The organism is Citrobacter amalonaticus (assembly GCF_002918555.1).
GTDB classification, from domain to species: Bacteria; Pseudomonadota; Gammaproteobacteria; order Enterobacterales; family Enterobacteriaceae; genus Citrobacter_C; species Citrobacter_C amalonaticus_A.
On the sequence record NZ_PQMB01000006.1, the window covers coordinates 173122 to 194765 of the forward strand.

The window sequence follows — 21644 nt, forward strand, 5'->3', positions numbered from 1 at the left end:
GGGGAGAGCGGAAATCATGAGTGAAATAATTGAGATTAATGAAACGCTGCAACTGCGGGCGGTGAATGAAAGTCACGTCGGGGCATTGCATCAACTCGTACTCAAAAATCAAGCGTGGTTGCAGCAGTCGCTGAACTGGCCGCAGTCCATTACCTCTGAAGATGACACGCGTAAAAACGTACAGGGCAACATGATGCTGCATCAGCGTGGCTATGCCAAAATGTTCCTGATATTTATGCGCGATGCGTTGGTGGGGGTGCTGTCGTTCAATCAGATTGAGCCACTGAACAAAGCGGCCTATGTCGGCTACTGGCTGGATGAGGCGCATCAGGGGCAGGGGATCATGTCCCGTGCGTTACAGGCATTGATTCATCACTTTGCGCAACAGGGCGAAATGCGGCGGTTTGTGATCAAATGTCGGGTCGATAATCTGGCGAGTAATCAGGTGGCACTGCGTAACGGGTTCGTTCTGGAAGGCCGTATGAAACAGGCCGAATTCCTGAACGATAGCTATGACGATGTGAATCTGTACGCACGGATCGTCGAACCGGCGTCAGAGTGAGCCAATCAACGGCGTCCGGATAATATACGCCTTGCCGTTGATCACTTTTGGCCCGCGCAGCTGGATGGTGTCCCCCTCAGCCGCTTCAATCACGGCATGGTCGGTCACTTCGATATGATTTTCGATAATCACCGCGCCGAGTATGCGGGCATTTCCCTGAATCAGGATGTGATCGTCAAGCAAGACCGGACCGCCGCGCACTTGCGCATTACCGCCAACCAGAACATGCTGTTTCAGCACACAGTTGCCTTCAACGGTAGCATATTCAGCCACTTGTGAACGGTAATGCAGAGTCGGGATCGCATCCACTTCGCGCCCGGCAATGACCCGCGCGTGGCCGTACACTTTTGCACAGTCGCACAGCCAGACGTTATTCTCTTCATTGCCTTCCAGCCAGGCGAAGTCGAAAACCTCCGCGCGATGCTCAATAAACGCCTGACGGACAACCGCATCTCCGTAAATCTGCGCCTGATGCACAATGCGTGAGCGAGTGACGGTTGCACGGTCATAAATCTGCAACGGAAGATCGCTTTCCTGCGTTAATCCTTTGGCCGCGATGATGTCTGACTCTTCAAGGATGCGGGCATTGCCAAAAAGGTGACACTCGCCGTGTACACGAGAATTTTCTATGGTGACGTTGTCACTTATTCTGGCGCCGTGACCAATCTCCGAATCGCCAATCCAGGCGTTATCGCTAATTTCAACGTTACCCTGAATGACGCAGATGCCGGTGATTCGCGCATTTCCCGATATTTTGGCCCCGGCAAAAACGAGCGTATTCACATCGTAAATCCAGCAGTGCCCGTCCTGGGCCAGTGCGCTTTCACTATCAACCCAGCCGCCAGCCTCACCGGCGTTGACATCATTAAACGCGGAGAGGGCGATAATCTGGCGTAGTAATACGCTCTTTTTGTTACCCTTATCCTGATAACTGAAGGATCGCTGTTCTTCACTCAGCCGATATTTGGTCATGGGGGCTTTCCGTTTACGTGTTTATACTCGTCACACTTCAGGCTGCGGGGCGAGCGCTGATCGAAACGACTACGCCGTTTTGTCCCGCAGCCCAACTCGTTAGAGTATATATAACCGTAACCAATTTTGTGTTGCTGGCTAAACGATCGGAAATTCCATAAAATGCATTTAAAATATACTTTATAAATTAAACAAAATGAGTAAAAACGCACAGAACAAACGGGTGCTAAATCTGCCTGCCGGTTATTTTGGCATGGTGCTGGGAACCATCGGGATGGGTTTCGCCTGGCGTTATGCCAGCCAGATATGGCAGGTAACTCACTGGATTGGCGATGGGCTGGTGGTTTTTGCCATGATCCTCTGGGGATTGCTGACGCTGGCTTTTCTCACCCGGCTGGTACGATTCCCCCACAGCGTCATCGCTGAGATTCGTCATCCGGTGATGAGCAGTTTTGTCAGCCTGTTTCCGGCCACCACCATGCTGGTGGCTATTGGCTTTGTTCCCTGGTACCGCCCATTAGCGGTGGGATTATTCAGCGTCGGCGTGGTGATCCAACTGACTTACGCTGCCTGGCAAACGGCGGGATTGTGGCGCGGCTCGCATCCTGAAGAGGCAACCACGCCAGGGCTGTATTTGCCAACGGTCGCCAATAACTTTATCAGTGCGATGGCCTGCGGCGCGCTGGGCTACACCGATGCCGGTCTGGTGTTTCTGGGCGCTGGCGTGTTTTCCTGGCTGAGCCTGGAGCCGGTGATACTTCAGCGGCTACGCAGCTGCGGTGAGTTGCCCACCGTGCTGCGCACCTCACTTGGTATTCAGCTGGCTCCGGCGCTGGTGGCCTGTAGCGCCTGGCTGAGCGTCAATGGCGGCGAAGGGGATACGCTGGCAAAAATGCTGTTCGGCTACGGGTTGCTGCAGCTGCTGTTTATGCTGCGCCTGATGCCGTGGTATCTCTCACAACCGTTCAACGCCTCTTTCTGGAGTTTCTCATTTGGCGTGTCGGCATTGGCGACCACAGGATTACATCTGGGTCATGCCAGCGAATCCGGTTTTTTTCATACGCTGGCAATTCCGTTATTCATCTTTACTAACTTCATTATCGCACTCTTGCTGATCCGCACGTTCGCATTGCTGATTCAGGGAAAACTGCTTATCTGTACCGAACGTGCCGCATTACTGAAATCTGAGGACAACACATGACCCTTCGCGATGAAAACTACTTTACTGAGAAATACGATTTAACCCGTACCCATTCGGATGTGCTTGAAGCCGTGAAGGTAGTGAAGCCGGGTAAAACGCTGGATCTGGGATGCGGAAATGGCCGTAACAGCTTCTACCTGGCGGCGAACGGCTATCAGGTGACCGCGTGGGACAAAAACCCAATGAGCATCGCCAACGTCGAGCGGATCAAGGCCGCAGAAGGGCTGGAAAATCTGCAGGCGAAGGTAGTGGATCTCAATGCACTACGTTTTGAGGGCGAATATGATTTTATCCTCTCGACCGTTGTGATGATGTTCCTTGAAGCGAAGACCATTCCAGGGCTTATCGCGAATATGCAGCGCTGTACCAGGCCGGGCGGGTATAACCTGATTGTCGCCGCGATGGATACAGACGATTTTCCGTGTACCGTTGGCTTCCCGTTTGCGTTTAAAGAAGGGGAGTTACGTCGCTATTACGACGGCTGGGAGCGGCTGAAGTACAACGAAGATGTTGGCGAGCTGCACCGTACTGACGAAAACGGCAACCGTATCAAGCTGCGTTTTGCGACGCTTTTGGCGCGTAAAACAGGCTGACATTCGTCGACTGTAAGTCCCTCTGCGCACGACTATTTTTACCGTTTCGCGCGCAGAGAGTAAATTGTGCGTTTGTTACCATTTTTAGGACGACGGAACTGATTTCCCTTTGCTACTATTTCATTTGCATATCTGCAAAAATTAAAGGGATCGTTTCATGCGTACTCATACTTTTTTTAAAGTTGCAGTGCTTTCAGGCTTGCTGGCGTTATCCGGTTGTGCATCTAAAATTACCCAGCCGGAGAAATATTCAGGTTTTTTAAAGGATTACTCAGGTTTACAAGAAACAACATCAGCAACAGGTAAACCCGTGCTGCGTTGGGTTTCTCCAGATTTTAATGAAGCTAATTACGATAACATTGTCTGGAATCCGATTACTTATTATCCGGTACCCAAACCCACCACCCAGGTGGGCGAGAAGGTTCTGGATAGACTGCTGGCGTACACCAATGACAAGATGAAAACGTCTGTCAGTCAGCGTAAACCTCTGGTCACCACCCCAGGTCCGCGCAGCCTGATCTTCCGTGGCGCGATCACCGGTGTGGATACCAGCAAAGAAGGTCTTCAGTTCTATGAAGTGGTTCCGGTGGCGTTGGTCGTCGCAGGAACGCAAATGGCCACAGGCCATCGTACTATGGACACACACCTCTACTTTGAAGGCGAGCTGATTGATGCGGCTACGCATAAGCCTGTCATTAAAGTTGTACGTCAGGGAGAAGGTAAAGACCTGAGCAACGAAAACACGCCAATGACGTTTGAGGCGTTGAAACAGGTTATCGATGACATGGGGACAGATGCCACCATGTTTGAGGTGAATAAAAAATAACGTTACAGCGCCATCCCCCAGGGATGGCGCTTCTCTTTACGCTATTCGTCGACGCAAGAACGCTTGCGGGCGGGCAAACATCACCAGATTTCCTGCCAGAATTAGTATCAGCCCAATAACGGCATTCACTTCCCACACATATCCCTCATAAACGGTGGAGATCGACAGGGCAACCAGCGGAAAAAGCAGCGTGCTGTAAGCGGCATTGCTGGGTCCAATACGCCCCACCAGAGTGAAATAAGCGCCGAAAGCGATCACTGAACCAAATACGGCCAGATATAACAGCGCGCCGAGATAGCTGAAGGTCCACTGGGGGGCGAAGCTATCGCCGCGCAACAGGGCGATGACGGCGATAAGCAGCGTGCCGTACAGCATGGCCCAGCTATTGGTGGTCATTATCTCCAGCCCCTTTTTCTGGTGGCGCAGGCTTATCATGTTACCTAAGGAGAATCCAAAGGTGCCGAGGGCGCTGAGGCCGATCCCGAGCAACAGCGAATGGCTGAATCCACTGTTAACCAGATCCTGCCAGAACAGCGTAATGATGCCCGTCACGCCTAACGCCGCAGCGTAATAGAAACGCGCCGGGGGCTTTTGTCCAAAAAAGATGAAGCTATTGACCGCATTGAATAATACCGCCATCGAGAAAATGACCGACTCCAGTCCGGTGTTGATCCATGCAGCGGCGGTATAAAAACACCAGAAATTAAAACAGAAAACGCAGCAGCCCTGCATGATACAAAACAGGTGGTCGCGACCGGAAAGCTTACGCAGTTTTCCCCGCATGCTCATCATCAGCATCATTAATGCGGTGGCAACGGCGAAGCGCCAGAAAATGGACACGGGGGCAGAAACCGGTCCCTGTTGCAGATAGATAGCAATCCACGTTGTTCCCCAAATAACCACGACCAGGCCGTACAGTAGCACGTTCATAATTCTCTCTTTTCTTCTCATCCGGACAATAACGATGACAGGAAGCGAAAAGGGCGGCTTTCATGAGCTTGCGCGTCACTTGCAAAATCTTGCGCTTTTTTGCGTTATGGGACTGGTAACGAAGGTTGGCTGAGATAGACTGAGGTCCTGCCCAACTTTTCACGATGTGATGGTATGTCTCAGCCTTACGATGCCTTTGAAAAATTACGCCAACATAATGCCGTGCTGCATGAATCAGTTGCGTTACATTCGGGGATCCAACTGGCGGCATGGTCCAACACCCGGGATAACATTACCCAATACTGTGACCACCATACCCTGAGTCTGTACGTGGCGGACGGTTATGAGAGCTACCATAAAACGCCCGGCGGCTGGAAAAATGGAGGGGGGCCAGACCGCTTCTGCCTGATGCCCAAAGAGAGCGAATCCACCTGGGACATCCGCGACAATCTTTCCTTCGTACACCTCTATTGTACCGATACGCATTTGCGCGAGGTGGGGGAACAGGTGTGGGATAAAAGCCCGTATGGCTTCACGCTTGATGAAAAAACTTTCGGCAACGATCCGGGTATCACGGCGGTCTACCGGCAGTTTTTGCTGGGTAATGACTGGCAGCAACCAGCGAACCATCTTACGCTCAGCGCCGCCTCGTCGTTGTTGCTGACCCATCTGATTCAAAATTACTGTAACGTACAGTGGCGGTTGCCGACGGTAACGGGGGGCCTGGCACCCGTGACGCTACGCAACGTACTGGCCTATATTGAGTCGCATCTGGCCGATTCACTGACGCTGGGCGATCTGGCGAGTGAAGCGGCGCTTAGCGAGTTCCACTTTGCCAGAATGTTTCGCCAGTCAATGAAAATGGCGCCGCATCAGTATGTGATGCAGCGACGGATGGCGCTGGCGCAGCAGCTGGTATGCTATTCTCAGCGTTCCCTGACCGATATTGCGCTGGCCTGCGGCTTCAGCTCCCCAAGCCACTTCAGCAACCGTTTTAAACAGGTAACGGGTAAGACGCCATCGCAGTTACGCGCGGCGGGGTAGCCTTAATACCGTGTAACATACATCTCCGGGTATGAGGTGAGTAGCCCCGCCGGTTCTCCAGTGTTCCGTCACTTATCTCTGTAAACTCGCTGACGCCTGTACCCCCGGTGGTTGATTTCCTTTGGCATATCGTCAGTGTGGCCTCCGGAAACCTGCTGCCAGCTGAACCCTTTGTTGGCTTCCACAATCGCTTCCATTTCGGGGGATCACGTTCACCATTCGGTTTCGGCCCGGATACTTCGCTGTCTACGTTTCACCTTCCAGGTTACCCGGGGAGGCCCAGCTGACGTTCATCCGGCTCACCGGTGAACCTGTCATAGCTTTCAGTCTTCTCAGTAGTCAGAAAACCTACGGGTATATCGGCCTCCCGACCTGATAGTTATTTGTTAACCACTTTATAGCATTCCGAAATGTTATAAATTATTGGACACGTAAAAACAGCGCCGTTTGCATGCCTATTAAATCGATTTTTTGTTACAAAAAACACTAATTGTACGACATTTGATTCAGGATACATTTTTTTGTGATTTTTTGGTTACGCTCGGGTATCAGCCGGCAGTCCCCGATATTAAGATCAGGGCGCTCAAAGATACGGGCGTGAAAGCTCATAATCAATGAAAACAATAAATCATAATCAACTTACTATTTGTTGTGTGGCGTCTCAGCAACCACCATCAGATAGCCAAGAGGTGGAGGACAATGAGTTAATTTATTAAAGGTTATTAACGATAATAACGTAATCCTGAGGAATATAAAATGTCAAACATTACCAAATCTAAATCGATTAATATTTTATCAAGACCAGTATGGTTAGATGCTGCCGGAATGAGCAAAGGTATCAACCATGACCGCCAACATCTCGGTATTATTCTCGCTGCCGGACAAGCGGTTAGAATTCGCCAGACCAATGCAGCGTTCAATGAAATACTCACAATGCGCCTGCTAAATGACGATTGCAAAACAGAAGCAGAATACCTTATCGGCAGCACCTGGGTTGAGGCCAGCCTCAACGCTGCATCGGTTCCGTTTATCGATACACCATACGTGGATGGCATGCCCGTGGTGGAGTTTGAATATCCAGACACGGCGAAAACCTTGCCTGTATACCGCAAAGGTGAGAACGAAGTGGCGTTTTTCAGTCGTTGGGATACCCAAGACGCAGAATTTGGTTTTATTGAATCTGAATACGCGAATCTGTTAGTACCAAAAATCAGTAAAAAAGAGCTAAAGGCGCTTGGGGAGGCCAAAAATATTGATGGACTGATCGCCTATTATGAAGGAATATTTACCTTTTATAATGCGTTGGCAGGTATTTCATTTGAGCCTGAGCGCGATTCAGATCGTAATATTAAAAACCGCTACTTTATAAAGGCTGATAAAAATGGCGCTGGCGCTGCTTATTATGGTGTCTGGTGGACAGCGGAAACCAGCAGCTCGATCAGCAGCTTCTGGCTGACGCCGGAAGACAGCAATTGGGGAAGCCTGCATGAAATAGCCCACGGCTATCAAGGGTACTTTACGGAGGATAAATATTTATCCACTGGAGAGATGTGGAACAACATTTACGCCGCCTGCTACCAGGATGTGCTGCTGGGGGATCGCAAATACGAAGAAGGCTGGTTATATGACTACGGCAATATGGAAAAAGTCGAGAATAACATCATCGACCTAATCGCCACGGCTACACCGCTTAACCAGTGGGACCAGCGTTCAATGCTGTACTTTGCCGTCTTGATGGTGGATAAGGCGGGTAAAAACGCCTTCACGTATTTTAATCAGCAGTACCGTAAAAGCTGTAATACGTCGGGCTTTGTTCCTTCCGACCATGCTCTGCTGGATATGTTGTCTGAAAGTTTTGCGGCAGCCGGAGAGCAGGTGGACGTTACGCCGTTCATCCAACTAACCGGCGGGTATGTGACTCAAACGCAGTGTAATCGTAACGTGCTCAGTGATGCCAGGGCTGTGTACCCGTTGTATAAATTGGTCGATGAACCGCAACTTGAGGCAGTGAGAAACCAGCTGAAGCTGGACTCCTCCCTCCGGTTAGTTGACGCAACTCAGTTGAAAGCCTGCGGCCTGAAAGGCAACGTCAGCCTGTGTTTTAACATTGATGACTTTGCGCAAATCTACGGTGAAGATCTAATTCTGATGGAGGGGAGGCGCTATGCATATAAAACGCGCATCAATATCCCGACTATGGAGTTGAGTGAACTGCCGATTGGTGTGTACAGTCTGCGTTTACCTACCGGTAAAGACCACAAGTACCAGCCTATGTCGGGCTATTTGGTTGTGAAGCAGGGGGATAATGTGGCGGAGATACTCTTTGTCAAAAAAGTCTCTTCCCCAATCGTCTCGCAGGAAATCAATCTGCTGGGGCTGGGAGATAAGATTTTCGCCACGCTGCTGGTTGATTGCGCTCAGGGAAAACTGGTGATTGACGTCACCACCACTACGCCGCATGCGTACTTCCCGGGAGTGACCTACGCCAGGATTATCGTGCGAGATCCGCAAGGAAACCTGATTTTCAGTAAGGATATTCATGGTACTGATGCGAGTCTGAGCCATGATGAACTGGCATTCAGTGAGGGCGACCAGATTGAGATCTATCATGAGGAACCGGATCGCGTACGAGTGAACCCGGCCTATCCAGGCATAATTGACAACAAAAACAAAACCAACGTATTGACGATTGATAATAGCGGGTTGAAAAATGTTGCCTTGCAGGGCGATCCTGAACAGGCATTGTTGGCGCGGCTACAGAGTGCGGTGGTGAGTTTGCGTGGCTATCCTCAGGCCTATTATGCATTTTTCACGCCTTTCAAAGACGACATTTACTTGGCGATCAATACCTTCAGTAGCCCACAGCGTGAGCAACTACTCGCAAGCTATAAGGACTGCATTCCTGCGGTTAATACCCCTCCGAGCGACTACGCTGGCAATGAGTTCACTTTGGCCTTCAGAGGGATCAGCGATCGTCAGTTCCTGACAGGTACCCTAAACCTGGTGGTAAAAACACTGACGGTTAAAATAGAAGCCGGAATTGCGCACGATTATTTCCCCGGCGTTTACGCTTCCCTCGAATATGAAGATGCGGATGGTAATATTCTGTATCACGATGAGGTGATCGGCAACCAGACGCAGCAGATGCGTTCGGTCGAGTTGCCGCTATCCGGTTATGGTGGCGAGGTGATCCGCTTGTATCACGAAGAGCCGGACAATCGTTTAATCATCACCAACGACATGCGAGAGGTACAGTTAGCCGAAAAGGGCAAGCAGCAGAATTATCGTATTACAACTGTGGGACTGGAACGAATTGTTGATTAATTTGTGGATTATGCGGTAGCAAATGTCAATGTTGCCGCACTTCCTCATCAAGCAGAAAACCTTAAGCTTCCTGGGCCAGTAAATAAACAATAACCACGCAGCCAGCATACTTCCGCACAGAGCAAATTCTCCGTTGAGATCATTGAATGCCTGCAAACCAAAACGCAGGAGGATCCCGGCCAGCATGGCTGCCGCCAGCGAGTGCGCGATGACCTGCATCAGACGGGCAAACAGACCGGTAATACCGCAAAGTACAATCAGGGCATTGGCGATGATGAACACCCCAATGGCTTGCGGGAGAGTGAGTCCCTGCAGGCCAGTGACCAGCAATGCCGCGCCAGGCGTGGACCAGGCGGTTAAGACCGGGGCGCGGTACCAGAGCGTGAGCGCCAGCGTACTGACGCCCATTGCGATCCCGAGAGCAGTCATCCATCCGGCGATCTGCGCGGTTGTCGCGCCTGCGGTCACCGCAGCCTGCCAGATGATGGCGGCTGAACTGGCATAACCAGCCAGCACCGCCACAAACCCTGACAGCAAGGTGGGTAAAGGAAATGAAAAGGAGCGCATCATGGCCTCTGTGCGTTATAACGGTCGTTCAATGTAGCATTTGTGCGTTATAACGTACAAGTGGTAAGCTGCTGTTTTAAGGAGGAATGAAATGGATAATCTCACTCACTACCTGGCGGAGACGCTTAAAACGCTGCGCCAGCAGCGTCAATGGAGCCTGTCCCGCCTGGCGGAGGCGACCGGCGTCTCAAAGGCTATGCTAGGGCAGATCGAGCGTAACGAATCCAGCCCAACGGTGGCGACACTGTGGAAGATTGCTACGGGTCTGAACGTACCGTTTTCAACGTTTATTTCACAGCCGGAAGCCGGGAGTCCGCCCACCTTCGATCCGCAACAGCAGGCAATGGTGGTAACCCCGATTTTTCCTTGGGATCCCCAGCTGTGCTTTGATCACTTCTCCATTTTGCTGGCCCCCGGCGCGCTAAGCGAATCGACGCCGCATGAAGCGGGGGTGATTGAGCATGTTGTGACCATCAGCGGTCAACTGGAGATGTGCATCGACGGGCAATGGCGGACGATAGCCGCCGGAGAAGGCGTGCGCTTCGCCGGAGATAAACCCCATGCCTATCGGAACAGCAGCGCACAAACGGCGCACTTTCATTCGTTAATTCATTACCCGCGTAGTTAAGCGGGAAAACTATTTCGTAACGTCGCGCTTCTGACTACAATATCCGCCATTTTGCTGCTACTGGATAAGAACAACTGTATGCGCCAGCCACCTCATCGCCTTGAACTGTTAAGTCCGGCACGTGACACCGCCATCGCTCGCGAAGCCATCTTACACGGTGCCGATGCCGTCTATATCGGAGGGCCGGGATTTGGCGCACGTCATAACGCCAGCAACAGCCTGCCAGAGATCGCCGAACTGGTGCCATTCGCCCATCGCTATGGCGCGAAGATTTTTGTCACCCTGAACACCATTCTTCATGATGATGAGCTGGAGCCGGCACAACGGTTAATTACCGATCTGTATCAGAGCGGTGTTGATGCGTTAATCGTCCAGGACATGGGGATTCTTCAGCTGGATATTCCCCCCGTTGAGCTGCACGCCAGCACGCAGTGCGATATCCGCAGCGTCGGGAAGGCAAAGTTCCTCGCAGATGTGGGGTTTAGTCAGATTGTGCTGGCGCGCGAGCTGAACCTTGAGCAGATCAATGCCATTCATCAGGCCACTGACGCGACCCTCGAATTCTTTGTTCATGGTGCGCTATGCGTGGCCTATTCGGGGCAGTGCTATATCTCTCACGCCCAGACCGGGCGCAGCGCCAACCGGGGGGACTGCTCTCAGGCTTGCCGGTTACCCTATACCCTGAAAGACGATCAGGGGCGTGTAGTATCTTATGAAAAGCATCTGCTTTCGATGAAGGATAACGACCAGACGGCCAATCTGGGGGCGCTGATTGACGCGGGCGTGCGTTCCTTCAAGATTGAAGGGCGCTACAAAGACATGAGCTATGTGAAGAACATCACTGCGCATTATCGCCAGATGCTGGACGCCATTATTGAAGATCGTACCGATCTTGCGCGCGCCTCTTCCGGGCGCACGGAGCATTTCTTTATTCCGTCTACGGATAAAACGTTCCATCGCGGCAGCACCGACTACTTCGTGAACGCGCGTAAAGGCGACATTGGCGCGTTTGACTCACCAAAGTTTATTGGCTTACCGGTTGGCGAGGTCCTGAACGTCGGGAAAGATTACCTGGATGTTGACGTCAACGAACCCCTGGCGAATGGCGATGGGCTGAACGTGCTGATCAAACGCGACATCGTGGGTTTTCGCGCCAATACTGTCGAGAAAACGGGACAAAATCGCTACCGCGTCTGGCCTAATGAGATGCTGATCGATCTGCATAAAGTGCGCCCGCATCATCCGCTGAACCGTAATCTGGATCATAACTGGCAGCAGGCATTAACCAAAACCTCCAGCGAGCGACGAGTGGCGGTGGAGATAGCGCTGGGGGGCTGGCAGGAGCAACTCATTCTTACGCTGACCAGCGAAGAGGGGGTCAGTATTACCCACACGCTGGACGGGCAGTTTGATGTGGCGAACAACGCTGAAAAAGCACGCAACAATCTGCAGGAGGGGCTGGCGAAGCTGGGACAGACCATTTACTACGCCCGCGATGTGCAGGTTAACCTCCCCGGCGCGCTGTTTGTGCCGAACAGTTTGCTCAATCAGTTCCGTCGGGAAGCCGTGGAGATGCTGGATGCGGCGCGTCTGGCAAGCTATCAGCGCGGCAGCCGCAAGCCGGTTTCTGAACCCGCCCCGGTCTACCCGCAAACGCATCTTAGCTTCCTGGCCAATGTCTATAATCATAAAGCGCGTGAGTTCTATCAGCGCTATGGCGTAGAGCTGATTGATGCGGCGTATGAAGCACACGAAGAAAAGGGCGAAGTTCCGGTGATGATCACCCGGCACTGCCTGCGTTTTGCTTTTAACCTTTGCCCGAAACAGGCGAAAGGGAATATCAGGAGCTGGAAGGCGACGCCGATGCAGCTGATCAATGGCGACGATGTCTTAACGCTGAAGTTTGACTGTCGTTCGTGTGAAATGCATGTCATTGGCAAAATCAAAAACCATATCCTGAAGATGCCCCCGCCGGGCAGCGTGGTGGCTTCCGTCAGCCCGGAAGCGCTAATGAAAACGTTGCCAAAACATAAGCGCTAAGACTCAGCGAAAATGGGTGTCGGGTTTGCGTGATTTTTGCCAGTGATGGTGTTCACGCAAACCTTCCGCAGACTCCTCTGCCACGGCACGCAGCTCATCGCTATCGGCTTCATGGCGCAACTGGTGATCCACATTCTTAACCCACAAATACGTATGCCCTTTGTGTCCGGCCATGAGCTGACCGGAAAATAATGCGCAGGTGAGTAAAATCACTGATAACGCTTTTGTAAACATCATGCCACCATTGGATTACGTTTTGCGGCTATGATGCCAACGGTTTCGTCTTGTTATTATTCAACAAGTAAAAATAGCGCAAAGGGTTTGTCAGTGCCGGGTAAGCGTAAGGATCACCCGGCACAAACTTAATGCGATTTAAACCCCGCCGCGGTCATCAGCACGCGAAAGAACATCCCGACCGCCGCCAGCGCCAGCACGCTACCGCCCCAGAGAATAACCAGCCACATCAGGCGTTTCCAGACAGATTGCTGCATCAGTGATACCCCTCGCCATGTTGAACTTTGCCGCGAAATACGTAGTAACTCCAGAAGGTGTACACCAGGATTAGCGGAATGATGAGCAGGGCGCCGACCAGCATAAAGCCCTGGCTTTGGGGCGGTGCTGCGGCCTGCCATAGGGTGATGGAAGGCGGAATAATGTGCGGCCAGATGCTGATGCCCAATCCACTAAAGCCGAGGAAGATCAGCCCCAGAGTGAGCACAAACGGCAGCGTATGGCTCTGTGGCTGCTGAAGCGTACGCCAGAGCCACAGGCTAATCAGCGCCACCAGCGCGGGAACCGGCAGCAGAAACCACAGGTTGGGCAGCGTAAACCAGCGTCCGGCGATGTCGCTGTGCGTCAGCGGGGTCCAAATGCTGATAATGACAATCACCAACAGCAGCGCTAACAGGAGTTTTTTGGCGACCGTCCGCATTTTATCCTGGAGTGGATTTTCACTTTTCATCACCAGCCAGCTGGCCCCCAGCAGCGCGTAGGCCACCACCAGTCCCACACCGCAGAAGAGCGTGAAAGGGGTGAGCCAGTCAAACGGACCGCCGCTGTAGCGACGTCCGGTTACCGAAAAACCGTTAATCACGGCACCCACTACCACTCCCTGAGTCAATGTGGCGAGAAGCGAGCCGCATATAAACGCTTTATCCCAGAACGGGCGATGCGCGGGCGTGGCTTTGAAGCGAAATTCAAAAGCGACGCCGCGAAAAATCAGGCCGATCAGCATGAGCGTGAGTGGGATGGTCAGCGCGTCGACAATCACCGCATACGCTAGCGGAAACGCGCCAAACAGCCCCGCACCGCCCAGTACCAGCCAGGTCTCGTTACCATCCCAGACCGGAGCCACGCTGTTAACCATGACATCCCGGTCCTCAGCATCGCGGGTCGCGGGGAACAGAATGCCAATCCCCAAATCAAAACCGTCCATCACGATGTACATCAGCGTGGCGAAGATGATGATGACAAACCAGATCACCGATAAATCAATACCCATTAGCGATGTGCCTCATATTGAGAATCAAGAACCGCGGCGGAAAGTGGTCGTGCAGGGGTGCCCATTGGCGGCGTTGCGGAGCCATCTTCCTCCGGGCCTTTGCGGATCAGGCGAATCATATAGCTATAGCCGACACCAAACACGGCGCTATAGACCACAAAGAACGCCAGGAGCGAAATACTCATATGCAGATCGCCATGTGCGGATACAGCGTCAGCCGTCCGTTGCAGACCGTAAACCACCCAGGGCTGGCGACCCACTTCGGTGGTTATCCACCCGGCCAGGATCGCGATTAGTCCCGATGGCCCCATCCACAGAGCAAAGCGCAAAAACGGACGTGAGCTATACAGCCGCTGCCGGTAACGCAGCCACAGTGCACAGGCGCCAAGCAGGATCATCAGCATGCCCAGTCCAGCCATAATACGAAACGACCAGAACACCATCGTGGCGTTGGGACGGTCTTCTTTGGCGAACTCCTTCAGCGCGGGCACCTGTTTATCCAGGCTGTGCGTCAGAATAAGGCTACCCAGCGCGGGGATCGCCAGCCCGTAGCGGGTACGCTCCTGCTCCATATCCGGCCAGCCAAACAGCAGCAGAGGCGTCGGCTCACCCGGCGGGTTTTCCCAGTGACCTTCAATAGCGGCGATTTTTGCAGGCTGGTATTTGAGCGTATTCAGACCGTGCATGTCACCAATTAACGCCTGGACCGGAGCGACAATCAGCGTCATCCATAGCGCCATTGAGAACATGGCGCGAATGGCAGGGGTGTTGTTGCCACGCAGAAGATGCCATGCCGCCGAAGCCCCCACAAACAATGCGCTGCTCAGAAAAGCCGCCACAGACATATGCAGCAAACGGTACGGGAATGAGGGATTGAAAATCACCGCCAGCCAGTCCACGGGCACGACCTGGCCGTTCACAATTTCATAGCCCTGCGGCGTCTGCATCCAGCTGTTAGACGCAAGGATCCAGAAGGTCGAGATAATGGTGCCCAAAGCCACCATGCAGGTGGCGAAAAAATGCAGACCGGGGCCGACTTTGTTCCAGCCAAACAGCATTACCCCCAGGAATCCCGCTTCGAGGAAAAATGCCGTCAGCACTTCGTAAGTCAATAATGGGCCGGTAATGCTGCCAGCGAACTCAGAAAATCCGCTCCAGTTGGTGCCAAACTGATAAGCCATCACCAGTCCTGAAACGACGCCCATCCCAAAGTTAACGGCGAAAATTTTCGACCAGAAATGGTAAAGCGAACGCCAGATCGGATTTTTGGTTTTTAGCCAAAGGCCTTCCAGCACCGCCAGATAGCTGGCCAGACCGATGGTGATTGCGGGAAAAATAATATGAAAGGAGACCGTAAACGCGAACTGTATCCGCGCAAGGTGAAACGCATCAAGACCAGACATGCATAGCTCCGCAAAGAAAATTGATTCAGCGCAATTTTAGTCTTGTGCGGTATGCAGTGGCAGAAACAGAATCGGCTTATTTAACCATAACAGTTTTCAGAAAGTTGTTTATTTTTCTCACTGATATACACTGCGTGAATCATCTGCAATGGCTTCCAGGAAGAGGATCTATGAAGAAATATCAGCGTCTGGCCGAACAAATTTGCGAGCAGATCGCTTCCGGCGTCTGGCAGCCAGGCGATCGACTGCCTTCTTTGCGTGAACAGGTGGCCAGCAGCGGATTGAGCTTTATGACCGTCGGCCACGCCTACCAGTTGCTGGAAAGTCAGGGGCGGATTATCGCCCGTCCGCAGTCCGGTTATTACGTCGCACCGCGCCCTGTCCGTCAGTTAACCGTCCCGCCTGCCCAGGTGATGCGTGATGAAGCGGTGGATATCAATACCTATATTTTTGAGATGCTACAGGCCAGTCGTGACGTTTCAGTCATGCCATTTGCCTCAGCCTTTCCCGATCCGCGCCTGTTCCCCCTGCAACACCTAAACCGCTCGCTGGCTCAGGTCAGCAAAACCGCCACGGCAATGAGCGTGATCGAAAACCTGCCGCCGGGCAATGCTGAGCTGCGGCACGCCATTGCGCGACGTTATGCCCAGCAGGGGATGACGGTTTCTCCTGATGACATCGTGATCACCGCCGGAGCGCTGGAAGCGCTCAACCTCAGCCTGCAGGCGGTGACGGAACCCGGCGACTGGGTCATTGTCGAAAACCCCTGTTTCTACGGGGCATTACAGGCGCTGGAGCGGCTGCGGCTGAAGGCGCTGTCGGTGGCGACGGATGTCAATGAGGGGATCGATCTTGCGGCGCTGGAACAGGCGTTACAGGAGTATCCGGTAAAAGCCTGTTGGTTGATGACCAACAGCCAGAACCCGCTCGGATTTACCCTAAGCCCGCAGAAAAAGGCGCAGCTGGTCGCGCTGCTTGAGCAGTACAACGTCATGTTGATTGAAGATGATGTCTACAGTGAGCTTTATTTCGGGCGTGAAAAACCGTTGCCGGCCAAAGCCTGGGACAACGGCGATAACGTGTTGCACTGCTCCTCTTTTTCTAAATGTCTGGTACCCGGTTTTCGCATCGGCTGGGTGGCGGCGGGGCGGTATGCAAAGAAGATACAGCAGTTGCAGTTGATGAGTACGCTTTCGACCAGTTCGCCAATGCAGCTGGCGCTGGTCGACTATCTCTCCACTCGCCGTTATGACGCCCATCTGCGCCGCTTACGGCGTCAGCTGGCGGAGCGCAAGCAGCAGGCCTGGCAAACATTACTGCGTCATTTACCGGCGGAAGTAAAAATTCATCATAACAACAGCGGCTATTTTCTCTGGCTGGAATTACCGGAATCGCTCGATGCCGGTGAGCTGACCCGACTGGCGCTGGCTAACCATATCAGCATCGCGCCGGGGAAAATGTTCTCGACCTCGGACACCTGGAAACGGTTCTTTCGCTTTAACACCGCCTGGAGTTGGGGCGAAAAAGAAGAGCAGGCGGTTAAACAGCTGGGTAAGCTTATTCGGGAACTCATGAAATAACCTGCAAATTCATTGTCACAGGGCCGCTATATTCCCTAACCCCTTGTCTTTACGCCATAATTCTACTCTGTTTATCGTGTTTTACGCTGTAATGCGCGTTATGTCACAAGATTGTTAAATTTCCTTTCCCGCTAAGGTGCAAAACGACGCGCCGTCTATTTTTAGAAAAGGACATCTCTTTTCGGCAAGCGTCCCGCAGTGGTTACTCAACCCACCAGGACGCCGGTGACTCACGGGGTGGCGCGGCTGGCGACGCTGGTGAAACCCTGCCAATTTTAGGGACCTGGCGGTTAACGCGTGCAGGCGAGACAACGTCGCCGGTAACGGTAAATAAACAATGACAGGGGAACTGGTTATGCAACATCAACTACTCATTAACGGTGAACTGGTAGATGGCGAAGGTGAAAAGCAGCCCGTCTACAATCCAGCGACCGGCGAAATTTTGCTGGAAATTGCCGAAGCATCGCCGGAGCAGGTGGATGCCGCCGTACGCGCCGCTGACCAGGCTTTTGCTGCATGGGGGCAAACCACACCAAAAGCGCGCGCTGAGCGATTACTCAAGCTGGCGAATGCAATTGAAGATAACGCCGGGGTTTTTGCCCGGCTGGAATCCCGCAACTGCGGTAAACCGCTGCACTGCGTGCTGAATGACGAGCTCCCGGCCGTTGTCGATGTATTCCGCTTTTTCGCGGGGGCTGCGCGCTGTCTGAACGGGCAGGCGGCGGGAGAGTACCTTGAGGGGCATACCTCCATGATTCGGCGCGATCCGGTTGGGGTGGTGGCTTCTGTCGCGCCGTGGAACTATCCGCTAATGATGGCGGCGTGGAAACTCGCTCCGGCGCTGGCTGCCGGTAACTGCGTGGTCATCAAGCCTTCCGAGATTACGCCGCTCACGGCGCTGAAGCTGGCTGAACTGGCGAAAGATATCTTCCCGGCAGGGGTACTCAACGTGCTGTTTGGTCGGGGAAAAACGGTGGGTGACCCGCTGACCGGACACCAAAAGGTACGGATGGTGTCGTTAACCGGTTCGATTGCCACCGGTGAACACATTATCAGCCATACCGCGCCGTCGATTAAACGCACCCACATGGAACTGGGCGGCAAAGCACCGGTGATTGTCTTTGACGATGCCGACCTGGACGCGGTGGTGGACGGGGTTCGCACCTTTGGTTTCTATAATGCCGGACAGGACTGTACCGCCGCCTGTCGTCTCTACGTGCAAAAAGGGATCTATGACGCGCTGGTCGATAAGCTGGGAAAGGCTGTCGCCAGCCTGAAAGCGGGCGCACCGGAGGATGAAACGACCGAACTGGGACCACTCAGCTCGCTGGCGCACCTTGAACGGGTGAGCAAAGCCGTTGAGGAAGCCAAAGCGCTGGAACATATCAGAGTGGTTACCGGGGGACATAAACTCGACTGCGCGGGCTACTATTTTGCGCCGACCCTGCTGGCGGGTGCGAAACAGGAAGATGCGATCGTTCAGCGGGAGGTTTTTGGTCCGGTGGTCAGCGTTACCGCGTTTGAGGATGAAGAACAGGTGCTTGCCTGGGCCAATGATTCGCAATATGGGCTGGCGTCTTCAGTCTGGACCCAGGACGTGGGGCGGGCGCATCGCCTTAGCGCACGTTTGCAATACGGCTGCACATGGGTGAATACCCATTTTATGCTGGTGAGTGAAATGCCGCACGGTGGGCAGAAACTTTCGGGCTACGGCAAGGATCTGTCACTTTATGGGCTGGAAGATTACACCGTTGTCCGCCACGTAATGGTTAAACATTAAGGATCATTTACCGTTCAGGTACGAAGTGGCAAGATCGTGAATCAATGGCAGAGAGAAGAGCTTCTCTCTGCCAGGATGCGCCGCAAGCAAATAAAAACATCAAGCAAACCAACCAAATCTCAATGAGATAAGAGCAAAAAGGCCCACAGCAGCAAAGACGTTGATCATGACTACTGTTTTGCTGGAAACATTCATATCGCCACCTTTCATCGTTGCCCCTATGTGTATAGTACGGGTTTGCAAGGTCCGCAATAGTCCAGATTCTGAACATGGTAAGAGTGATGATGGCATTGTGAATTTTTACCCGGGAAGGGAATAAAACTTGATGCAAGTCAAAAAAAGGAGCATATTGCGCGCGTTTTATTTCTCTGGCCGGATGCCCACGATGTCTTTGTATCAAAAAATGTTGGTTTTTTACGCAGTAATGGCAGCGATTGCCTTTCTTATCACCTGGTTTATTTCACACGACGAAAAACGCATCCGTTTCCTGAGCGCCTTCCTTATTGGTGCCACCTGGCCGATGAGTTTCCCGGTGGCGCTGTTATTTTCTTTGTTTTGATGTTTAGCTTTCAATCCTCAGGCGCTGACAGGGGGCAGTCTGGATATCGAAAATCATTGTACGCTAAGGTTAATTTTTGACCGGTCTTTCATCAGTAAGATCACAAACTGGTTCGCCATCAGCGCTGGTGCTTCAGCTCCGTAAAGCAGCCGTCTGCCAGATACAGAACCCGGTCCGCAGATGCTATAGTTTCCGGACGATGGGCTATCAGCAGGACAGGAAGCCCCAGTTGACGTAGCGTCTGGCTTATCTGGATTTCACTCTCAACATCAAGGTGACTGGTCGCTTTTCCACAAAGTGACCGCCGATACTCCATGACGGTGTACACTGTATAGAGTGGTTAGGGCGGGGTGACAGGCTAGGGTAATACATGCCATAGGCATGACCAGCCCTACAGGGCCAGACAGGCGATGTTCTCCCCGTTCCCCGATCACACAGGGCACAGGGCACCCACCCCCGTTTCTCTTTTTGCACTCTCTCTACTCTTAATCGGTACTCCACTAACTAAATTTTTTAAAATTTAAAAATCCCCTCTATTCTATGATATTTTTTGTTCCTCTTTTTTCGCTGGTTTCATCCAGGCATCATCATATGAAATATTACCTCTAACATACTTCCATTCAATACTACGGAACCGAAGACCTACAACCTCATTCATATTAGGTGTAGTGCTACCGGGATAATAAACATGTGTAAAATCTACTGAGGAAATAACAACCCCCTCAAGAGTGATGCTATAAACTTCTTCCTCTATTCCTGCTGACTTGGTTTCATAGTATTTAATAATGGCTTTTTGCAGTCTTTTACTCTCACATACAGCGACAGCTAAGTAAGGGCTTAGTTTGTCTATCTGCTTGTGAATGATCACAGGATCATGGACTCTTGCACCCGTCATACTCCCTGTACACCCGTCAACAGGTTGTCTTACCCCATAACTACTATTCATCACCTCAATAGCACCTAAGCGCCCTAATGCTAAAGATTCTCCCGGTACTTGCATTCCGTTTTCATCGTATAAAAATAAATAAGCTGGTAATGACATTTTATAATTTACCTTCTTTATCAATAAAGAAATAATCAGAATATTTCTTTCCGTTCAATCCATAATGAATATTATATTTATATCCATTTTCTAATTTTAATTTGATACATGTATCAGGGTAAGACAGATGTAGGTTATCTTTTGAATCTATTGCAGTGTAACCACCTTTACTAGAATCAATGGAATAATAATTAAGTACATCAGATTTATCCACACTAAAGCAGATAACACTATCATTCATATAAACGCCCCTGTATTCGGAGGCTGGAGGCCCACCGGGGCACCCTGAAAGCAGAGTTATAAAGGGGAGTATGATTAATCTTTTCATCCGGGAAAACCTTTCATAACTGATTTATATTTTCTAAGCAATTCATGCACGGATTCATTTGGATCGTAGTCTCTATTTTCAAATAGGTAAGAAGTATTCCTGCTATATCCATAGGTGAGAAGTAACCAATAATCACTAACTAAACTTGCTTGCTGTTCTAAGCTGTAGTGAAGAATATCAGCTTTATCAAAACTGTAACTATAATCAGCGAAACGTGAAAATAACCCTCTGGTTCTAACAAACATCCCTTTCTGTGCTTGCCATACATGCATCATTTCATGCATGAAACGATGTTTCTTTTCAATATTGCTTTCCAGAGAAAAATCATTTGAATATGTTCCTTCTCTGTACCACATTTCACCGTTAGGTGTCATAGCAATCGAGATAGGCTGCATGTTGAAAGGTAGATAACTTTCACGGTGTACCCACACCTTGCTATATATGATGCTGTTTCCGTACAGAGTACAGGCCAGGGCTATCTCACCTAACGTTAATTGTCTTACACCTCCCGGATTAATCATACTTCCCGATGTAGGCTTTATACTCATATCAACTGGCATTTAAGCCCCTATTTCCTTGTGGTTTTTTCGCTAATTAATATTTATCCTTGATTGCACCAACTTCTGTCTTTGTAAAATGTCATAATATCTCAGTTGGCTATCTGGATAACTCTATCCCTACTGCTCTTTATATCCAGTTAATCGTATATAAGCCTTACATCCCCATCTGGTTATAGCCAGTAACACAATTATCATAATTATGAA

At 51.5% G+C, this 21644-nt stretch carries 21 protein-coding genes and 2 pseudogenes; 11 read left to right on the forward strand and 12 right to left on the reverse strand.

Annotated features, from left to right (window positions below; genetic code table 11):
* Window positions 1–16: 16 nt before the first annotated feature.
* Window positions 17–562, forward strand: coding sequence for a 50S ribosomal protein L7/L12-serine acetyltransferase (gene rimL, locus C3432_RS23475; RefSeq protein WP_103779431.1), 546 nt, complete (start codon window positions 17–19; stop codon window positions 560–562).
* On the opposite strand, the gene ydcK is transcribed toward rimL, so the two are convergent.
* Window positions 554–1534, reverse strand: a complete 981-nt coding sequence (ydcK, locus tag C3432_RS23480) for a YdcK family protein (RefSeq protein ID WP_103779433.1) — start codon at window positions 1532–1534, stop codon at window positions 554–556. The genes rimL and ydcK overlap by 9 nt on opposite strands.
* Before the next feature lie 196 nt (window positions 1535–1730).
* Between ydcK and tehA the strand changes: the two genes are divergently transcribed.
* The 3 genes from tehA (at window position 1731) to C3432_RS23495 (ending at window position 4154) form a co-directional block, all read left to right on the forward strand.
* Window positions 1731–2735: a dicarboxylate transporter/tellurite-resistance protein TehA gene (gene tehA / locus C3432_RS23485; RefSeq protein ID WP_103779435.1), complete on the forward strand. Its 1005-nt coding sequence runs from the start codon at window positions 1731–1733 to the stop codon at window positions 2733–2735.
* On the forward strand, window positions 2732–3328 hold the full coding sequence (gene tehB, locus C3432_RS23490) for a tellurite resistance methyltransferase TehB (protein WP_103779437.1): 597 nt from the start codon (window positions 2732–2734) through the stop codon (window positions 3326–3328). The genes tehA and tehB overlap by 4 nt, the downstream gene beginning before the upstream one ends.
* Before the next feature lie 157 nt (window positions 3329–3485).
* A complete protein-coding gene (locus tag C3432_RS23495; RefSeq protein WP_103779439.1) occupies window positions 3486–4154 on the forward strand; it encodes a DUF3313 domain-containing protein in 669 nt (222 codons plus the stop codon).
* 36 nt (window positions 4155–4190) lie between these two features.
* Here the strand turns inward: C3432_RS23495 and C3432_RS23500 are convergent, their stop codons facing one another.
* Window positions 4191–5084: a DMT family transporter gene (locus C3432_RS23500; protein ID WP_103779441.1), complete on the reverse strand. Its 894-nt coding sequence runs from the start codon at window positions 5082–5084 to the stop codon at window positions 4191–4193.
* Between the two features lie 174 nt (window positions 5085–5258).
* On the opposite strand from C3432_RS23500, the gene C3432_RS23505 reads away from it, so the two are divergent.
* Window positions 5259–6128, forward strand: coding sequence for an AraC family transcriptional regulator (locus C3432_RS23505; protein ID WP_103779443.1), 870 nt, complete (start codon window positions 5259–5261; stop codon window positions 6126–6128).
* A gap of 756 nt (window positions 6129–6884) precedes the next feature.
* Window positions 6885–9452, forward strand: a complete 2568-nt coding sequence (locus tag C3432_RS23515) for a putative mucin/carbohydrate-binding domain-containing protein (protein WP_103779445.1) — start codon at window positions 6885–6887, stop codon at window positions 9450–9452.
* Between the two features lie 69 nt (window positions 9453–9521).
* On the opposite strand, the pseudogene C3432_RS23520 reads toward C3432_RS23515, so the two are convergent.
* Window positions 9522–10019 (reverse strand): annotated as a pseudogene (locus tag C3432_RS23520) (benzoate/H(+) symporter BenE family transporter); the annotation flags it as partial.
* Window positions 10020–10110: 91 nt separating this feature from the next.
* On the opposite strand from C3432_RS23520, the gene C3432_RS23525 reads away from it, so the two are divergent.
* Window positions 10111–10647 (forward strand): helix-turn-helix domain-containing protein, encoded by a 537-nt coding sequence (locus tag C3432_RS23525; RefSeq protein WP_103779447.1) that lies wholly within the window; start codon window positions 10111–10113, stop codon window positions 10645–10647.
* A 78-nt stretch (window positions 10648–10725) separates the two neighbouring features.
* A complete protein-coding gene (locus tag C3432_RS23530; RefSeq protein WP_103779449.1) occupies window positions 10726–12687 on the forward strand; it encodes a peptidase U32 family protein in 1962 nt (653 codons plus the stop codon).
* A gap of 3 nt (window positions 12688–12690) precedes the next feature.
* Here C3432_RS23530 and C3432_RS23535 read toward each other — a convergent pair whose 3' ends face one another.
* The 4 genes from C3432_RS23535 to C3432_RS23550 all read right to left on the reverse strand — a co-directional run bounded on the left by C3432_RS23535 (window position 12691) and on the right by C3432_RS23550 (window position 15591).
* Window positions 12691–12921, reverse strand: coding sequence for a DUF2554 family protein (locus C3432_RS23535; RefSeq protein WP_103779451.1), 231 nt, complete (start codon window positions 12919–12921; stop codon window positions 12691–12693).
* Between the two features lie 128 nt (window positions 12922–13049).
* Window positions 13050–13178, reverse strand: a complete 129-nt coding sequence (locus C3432_RS23540) for a DUF2474 domain-containing protein (protein WP_103779453.1) — start codon at window positions 13176–13178, stop codon at window positions 13050–13052.
* On the reverse strand, window positions 13178–14188 hold the full coding sequence (gene cydB, locus C3432_RS23545) for a cytochrome d ubiquinol oxidase subunit II (RefSeq protein WP_103779455.1): 1011 nt from the start codon (window positions 14186–14188) through the stop codon (window positions 13178–13180). The genes C3432_RS23540 and cydB overlap by 1 nt, the downstream gene beginning before the upstream one ends.
* On the reverse strand, window positions 14188–15591 hold the full coding sequence (locus tag C3432_RS23550) for a cytochrome ubiquinol oxidase subunit I (RefSeq protein WP_103779457.1): 1404 nt from the start codon (window positions 15589–15591) through the stop codon (window positions 14188–14190). The genes cydB and C3432_RS23550 overlap by 1 nt, the downstream gene beginning before the upstream one ends.
* A gap of 170 nt (window positions 15592–15761) precedes the next feature.
* On the opposite strand from C3432_RS23550, the gene C3432_RS23555 reads away from it, so the two are divergent.
* Complete coding sequence (locus C3432_RS23555) at window positions 15762–17171, forward strand: aminotransferase-like domain-containing protein (protein ID WP_103779459.1); 1410 nt, start codon at window positions 15762–15764, stop codon at window positions 17169–17171.
* A 355-nt stretch (window positions 17172–17526) separates the two neighbouring features.
* Window positions 17527–18951 carry an aminobutyraldehyde dehydrogenase gene (gene patD, locus C3432_RS23560; protein ID WP_103779461.1) on the forward strand — a complete coding sequence of 475 codons (1425 nt, stop codon included), beginning with the start codon at window positions 17527–17529 and terminating at the stop codon, window positions 18949–18951.
* Window positions 18952–19050: 99 nt separating this feature from the next.
* Here patD and yncL read toward each other — a convergent pair whose 3' ends face one another.
* Window positions 19051–19146, reverse strand: a complete 96-nt coding sequence (yncL, locus tag C3432_RS23565) for a stress response membrane protein YncL (protein ID WP_103779463.1) — start codon at window positions 19144–19146, stop codon at window positions 19051–19053.
* 190 nt (window positions 19147–19336) lie between these two features.
* Here yncL and C3432_RS23570 point away from each other — a divergent pair, with 190 nt between their 5' ends.
* On the forward strand, window positions 19337–19510 hold the full coding sequence (locus tag C3432_RS23570; RefSeq protein WP_146050881.1) for a GhoT/OrtT family toxin: 174 nt from the start codon (window positions 19337–19339) through the stop codon (window positions 19508–19510).
* 118 nt (window positions 19511–19628) lie between these two features.
* On the opposite strand, the pseudogene C3432_RS23575 reads toward C3432_RS23570, so the two are convergent.
* The 4 genes and pseudogenes from C3432_RS23575 to C3432_RS23590 form a co-directional block, all read right to left on the reverse strand.
* Window positions 19629–19808 (reverse strand): annotated as a pseudogene (locus tag C3432_RS23575) (hypothetical protein); the annotation flags it as partial.
* Window positions 19809–20048: 240 nt separating this feature from the next.
* The gene (locus tag C3432_RS23580; RefSeq protein ID WP_103779469.1) at window positions 20049–20552 is read right to left on the reverse strand and encodes an Hcp family type VI secretion system effector; all 504 of its coding nucleotides are present in this window, start codon (window positions 20550–20552) and stop codon (window positions 20049–20051) included.
* Window position 20553: 1 nt separating this feature from the next.
* On the reverse strand, window positions 20554–20880 hold the full coding sequence (locus C3432_RS23585; protein WP_103779471.1) for a putative T6SS immunity periplasmic lipoprotein: 327 nt from the start codon (window positions 20878–20880) through the stop codon (window positions 20554–20556).
* Window positions 20877–21440, reverse strand: coding sequence for a type IV secretion protein Rhs (locus C3432_RS23590; protein WP_103779473.1), 564 nt, complete (start codon window positions 21438–21440; stop codon window positions 20877–20879). The genes C3432_RS23585 and C3432_RS23590 overlap by 4 nt, the downstream gene beginning before the upstream one ends.
* Window positions 21441–21644 lie beyond the last annotated feature (204 nt).